This window comes from Roseibium sp. (genome assembly GCF_025698965.1).
Lineage (GTDB): Bacteria > Pseudomonadota > Alphaproteobacteria > Rhizobiales > Stappiaceae > Roseibium.
On record NZ_JAILWL010000512.1, the window covers coordinates 1 to 4,493 of the forward strand.

Here is a 4,493-nt window from a genome sequence, read left to right on the forward strand (position 1 = left end):
TTCGGTCCGGATGTGATTGCCAAGCTGCGCCCGCACACGGACCAGATCTTCGACACACACCTGATGATCGAACCCTGCGACCCTTATCTGGAAGCCTTTGCAAAAGCTGGCTCCGACATCATCACCGTCCATGCGGAAGCAACGACACATCTCGACCGCTCGCTTCAGGCAATTCGCAATCTCGGCAAGAAGGCCGGTGTCTCTTTGAACCCCGCAACGCCGGAAAGTGTTCTGGAGTACGTGATGGATCGGCTGGACCTGATCCTTGTGATGACCGTGAACCCTGGATTTGGCGGACAGAAATTCATTGACTCCCAGGTCGAAAAAACCCGACGCATCAAGGAAATGATCGGCGACCGGCCGATCGACCTGGAAATCGACGGCGGTGTCACGCCTGAAACAGCACCACTCGTTGCAGCAGCCGGTGCCAACGTGCTGGTTGCCGGGTCTGCGGTGTTCAAGGGCGGTTCGATTGAGAACTATTCAAGCAACATTTCGGCGATCCGGAATGCGGCGCAGGAAGCCTGAAGCCGATGTGCCGGTGGAGCGCGCACATTCGTTGAGCCACCGGTCCACAAACGAGTTTTGGCTGTTCCCTTAGCCCCCGTCACGGCCCTATGTTGCTTCGCACGGGGTCCGGCTTCGCCGGAAAAGTCGAAGCAAACGTCGCTGACGACAAACCAGGAATGAGTTTCGGTGAACAACGGCATATTCGAAACCGATCGACACGGATGGGCTGAACTTCTGCCTCCGCGACAGGCAACTGCGCCACTTCGCGGCGAGCATCGTGCCGACTGGGCGGTTGTGGGTGCAGGTGTCACGGGTTTGGCGGCGGCGCGCCGGTTGGCTGAGAGCAGACCGGACCAGGAAATCGCTCTCCTCGACGCGCGCGAGGTCGGTCAGGGTGCGTCAGGGCGAAACTCCGGTTATGCGGTTGCGGTCAGTCACTTCGGTGGCGGTTTTTCCCGTAAGGATATTGACGAATACCGCAGGGTTAACCGGATCAATCAGGCCGGACTGACGTTGTTGCGGGAACGTGTCGAAGCGGACAATCTCGCCTGCCAATGGCGCGAACAGGGCTTTTATCATGCCGCAGCGGACAGTCGCGCGCAGGCAGAATGCCGTTATTTTTGCGAGTATCTATCCGCCCTGGACATTGCGCATACCCCACTCAGCTCAAATGAGCTTGCTGCCCGCCTCGGCACAAATACCTATCAAAGCGGCGTTCACGTCGACCAGGGAGCGCTCGTTCAGCCGGCAGCCCTGGTCCGCGGTCTGGCCGACACGCTACCCGCCAATGCGCGCCTGCATGAAAACAGTCCGGTGACGCGCCTTGATCACGGCACTCCCCTGCGCCTGGTCACACCGGAAGGCACACTGCTGGCGGATAATGTGCTGCTGGCAACAAATTTTGAGGCTCCGAAACTCGGTTTCCTGGCGCGGCGTCTCAGCGCGTCCACATTGACCGGCAGCTTCACGCGGGTTCTGTCGCAGGAAGAGCGCACAAGCCTCGGATCGCTCTCCGATTGGGGTGTTCTTTCTCTGCACAGCGGCGGCGCCACCGTTCGCCTGACCGTCGATGGCCGCATCAGTCTTCGCAACACCGCTGAATATAACGGCGGCCAGCTGTTGAGCGACGCCCAGCTGAAACAGCGACAGGAAACCCATCGCGAAAGTTTTGAGCGCCGGTTCCCACACCTTGCACACGTTCCTTTCGAATTCGCATGGTCCGGTGTGGAAGGCATCAGCCGCAACGGCACCAATTTTTTCAGCAAGGCAGCAAAGAACGTATTTATCGCCGGCGGCTATAATGGCTCGGGCGTCAGCCGCGGCACCGCCTTTGGACATGCGCTGGCTGATTATGCAAGAGGAGCCGACAGCGACCTCGTCCGCGACTGTCTGGCCTGTGCACCTGCGTCCTGGATACCCCCGCGCCCTCTAGTCAACATTGGGGCCTATTTCACAGTGAAAAAGCGATTTATCGGCGTCGGACTGGATCGCTGAAGCCGGGGTCAACGTTCCGATTGCGGGTAACTTGACGTGCAATAGCGTCAAGGCTGAAAGCCATGCTGCCATCACTTCTGCAGTCCTAATTCCACCGAATTGGACTGAGTATTCCACAAGATACGCCACTCAAGAAGATTTGCTCGAAGCTTTAAGGATCCTGAACACCGAAAATCGCAATTACAAAGCTGCTGTTGTCATGTTGTTTGGACAGTGACCATCCACGCCGGAAGTATCCGAATTCATACGCCCCGAAATCGAGCACGATGAATGGACGCATAAGATCTTGTCCACGCTCACGTATGGCGGCGGCGAGTTCGAATTTCTTCCTCACCTTAGATCTCACGCAGCTGACTTCCTGGAAATCTGCCCAAGGACCGTTCAGAATGCACTTTATTGCGACACTTTTCGAGAAAAGCTGGCTGCAAGGTCGTAGGGTGACACCAACCTCGCTAATGCACATCCAATGCTGACGTACCAAGTATCTTCGGCTGAAAACGTGAATTGCCGGTATTGGTACCTTGGACGTTGCCCCCACAACACACCTTTCAGCTCCAACATTCCCTCGGCTAAGGTTATTGAGAATCCTTTGGGGGAATCGTCTTGGCGCGCATGAAACGCAGCATAGGGCTGCTCAGTCTGACATTTGTCGCGATCAGCGGAATATTGGGCTCCGGCTGGCTGTTTGCGCCCCTGTTTGCCGCGCAGGCCGCAGGGCCGTCTGCTCTCGTCGCCTGGGGTATCGGCGGTCTTGCCATGCTGCTACTGGCAGCAACATTCGCCGAAATTGCGACAATCCTCCCCGTTGCCGGCGGGATTGGCCGGGTCCCTCATTTTTCACACGGCTCAGTCGTTTCCATGACGATGGGGTGGACTGCCTGGATTGGCTATAACACGGCGGCGACCATCGAAGTTGAGGCGGTGCTGCGCTATTCCAAGAGCCTGGCTCCCTGGCTTTACGGCTCAAACGAGCAGTTGACGACGTCCGGCCTCCTTGTTGCCTGCTTGCTCTTGCTTCTCTTCACCGTCGTGAATGCGTTTGGCGTCAAGTTCTTTGCCCGAATTAACACTGCTCTCACCTGGGTTAAAATTCTCGTACCCGCGCTCCTTGCCACCGTCATTCTTACATCCGAGTTCCGCTTTGGAAATTTCAGCGACTATGGCGGCTTTGCCCCGGAAGGGCTGAAAGGCATCCTGTCCGCAATTTCGAACGGAGGTGTGATTTTCGCCCTGATCGGCTTTCGCCATGTCATCGATATGGCGGGGGAAGCCCGCAATCCCAAGGTCAATATTCCGCTCGCGCTTGTCATGAGCCTTCTGGTCTGCCTGCTGATTTTGGGCGGGCTACAACTTGCATTCCTGGGTGCGCTCGACAAGGAGCAACTGCAGGGAGGTTGGCAATCGTTGCATTTCACCGGCGAACTCGGACCGTTGGCGGCACTGGCGAGTGCCGTCGGCGCGCTCTGGATTGTCAGTCTACTGGACACCAGTGCCCGAATCTCAAGCTTCGCATCCGGCCTTGTATCAGTCGGATCGAATGCACGGCTCGGGCTGGCCATGGCGCAAAACGGGCTCTTCCCCAAATTCATGGAAACGCTCTCCAATCGCGGTGTGCCACTCTTCTCCCTTCTGGTGAATTTCGTGGTTGCGGCAATCTTCTTCATCGCGTTGCCCTTCAAGGAAGTCATTGCCCTCAACACTTCCTCGATCGTACTTTCCTTTGTTGTCGGGCCGATCGCGGTGCTGGCGTTCCGGCGTCTCCTGCCCGATACGCCGCGCGCCTTCGTGCTACCTGTCGCCCCTGTCACCGGGTGCCTGGCTTTCGTTGTGGCGAGCCTGATCATTTACTGGAGCGGCTGGGACACGATGATCCACCTTGGCCTCTGTCTCGCTCTCGGACTGGTGCTTCTGCTCTTCCGCAGTACTCAAAGTGGATTTGACGGCTTGGACTGGCGTGAGGCAGCTTGGCTTTTGCCGTATTTGCCCGGACTCGTGACGGTGTCCTATCTCGGCTCATTCGGCGGAGGTCTGGGTATCATCCCGGTCGGACCGGATATTGTCGCTGTCGGTGCTTTATCGACAGGTGTCTATTTCCTAGCCGTTCGCCTGAGCCTGCGCAAAGACAAGTTTGCTCGATACATGGCCGAAGAGGAACTTGAGGAAATCGGAGAATACGATGATCCCACGGATGCGCCGGTAGAAAGTTCTGATTTTAAATTGTAATTTCAATATAGTGATTTATATCTGTTAGTTACATAGAATATTTAATGTAAAACATGATCAAGAAACTGAATGAATCTGCTCCGCGAGAGCGGACATTGGTTCAGCTGAAAACACGCCCTGGGCGCTGTGGGGCGGGCGGTTTGGCAAACTTGTCCCGCAATCCGGTCGGATAGAGCTCCAATTGCTTGGCTGCAAGCTCATCCAGCGTCATCCATGTCGCCAGACCGGTTTCCTCCTCATTCACTTCGTAGGAGAAACTGTCTTTT

Annotated in this window: 4 protein-coding genes; 3 read left to right on the forward strand and 1 reads right to left on the reverse strand. The window is 56.6% G+C overall.

The window, feature by feature from the left end:
• Both K5905_RS28305 and K5905_RS28310 read left to right on the forward strand, forming a co-directional pair.
• Positions 1-528: ribulose-phosphate 3-epimerase (locus K5905_RS28305; RefSeq protein WP_297590643.1), on the forward strand; the 528-nt coding region annotated here is incomplete at its 5' end.
• Positions 529-696: 168 nt separating this feature from the next.
• Entirely contained in the window at positions 697-2,004 is a 1,308-nt protein-coding gene (locus tag K5905_RS28310; protein WP_297590646.1) for an FAD-binding oxidoreductase, read from the forward strand.
• A 151-nt stretch (positions 2,005-2,155) separates the two neighbouring features.
• Here the strand turns inward: K5905_RS28310 and K5905_RS28315 are convergent, their stop codons facing one another.
• Positions 2,156-2,338, reverse strand: coding sequence for a hypothetical protein (locus K5905_RS28315; RefSeq protein WP_297590647.1), 183 nt, complete (start codon positions 2,336-2,338; stop codon positions 2,156-2,158).
• 278 nt (positions 2,339-2,616) lie between these two features.
• Here K5905_RS28315 and K5905_RS28320 point away from each other — a divergent pair, with 278 nt between their 5' ends.
• Positions 2,617-4,227, forward strand: a complete 1,611-nt coding sequence (locus K5905_RS28320; protein WP_297590649.1) for an APC family permease — start codon at positions 2,617-2,619, stop codon at positions 4,225-4,227.
• Positions 4,228-4,493 lie beyond the last annotated feature (266 nt).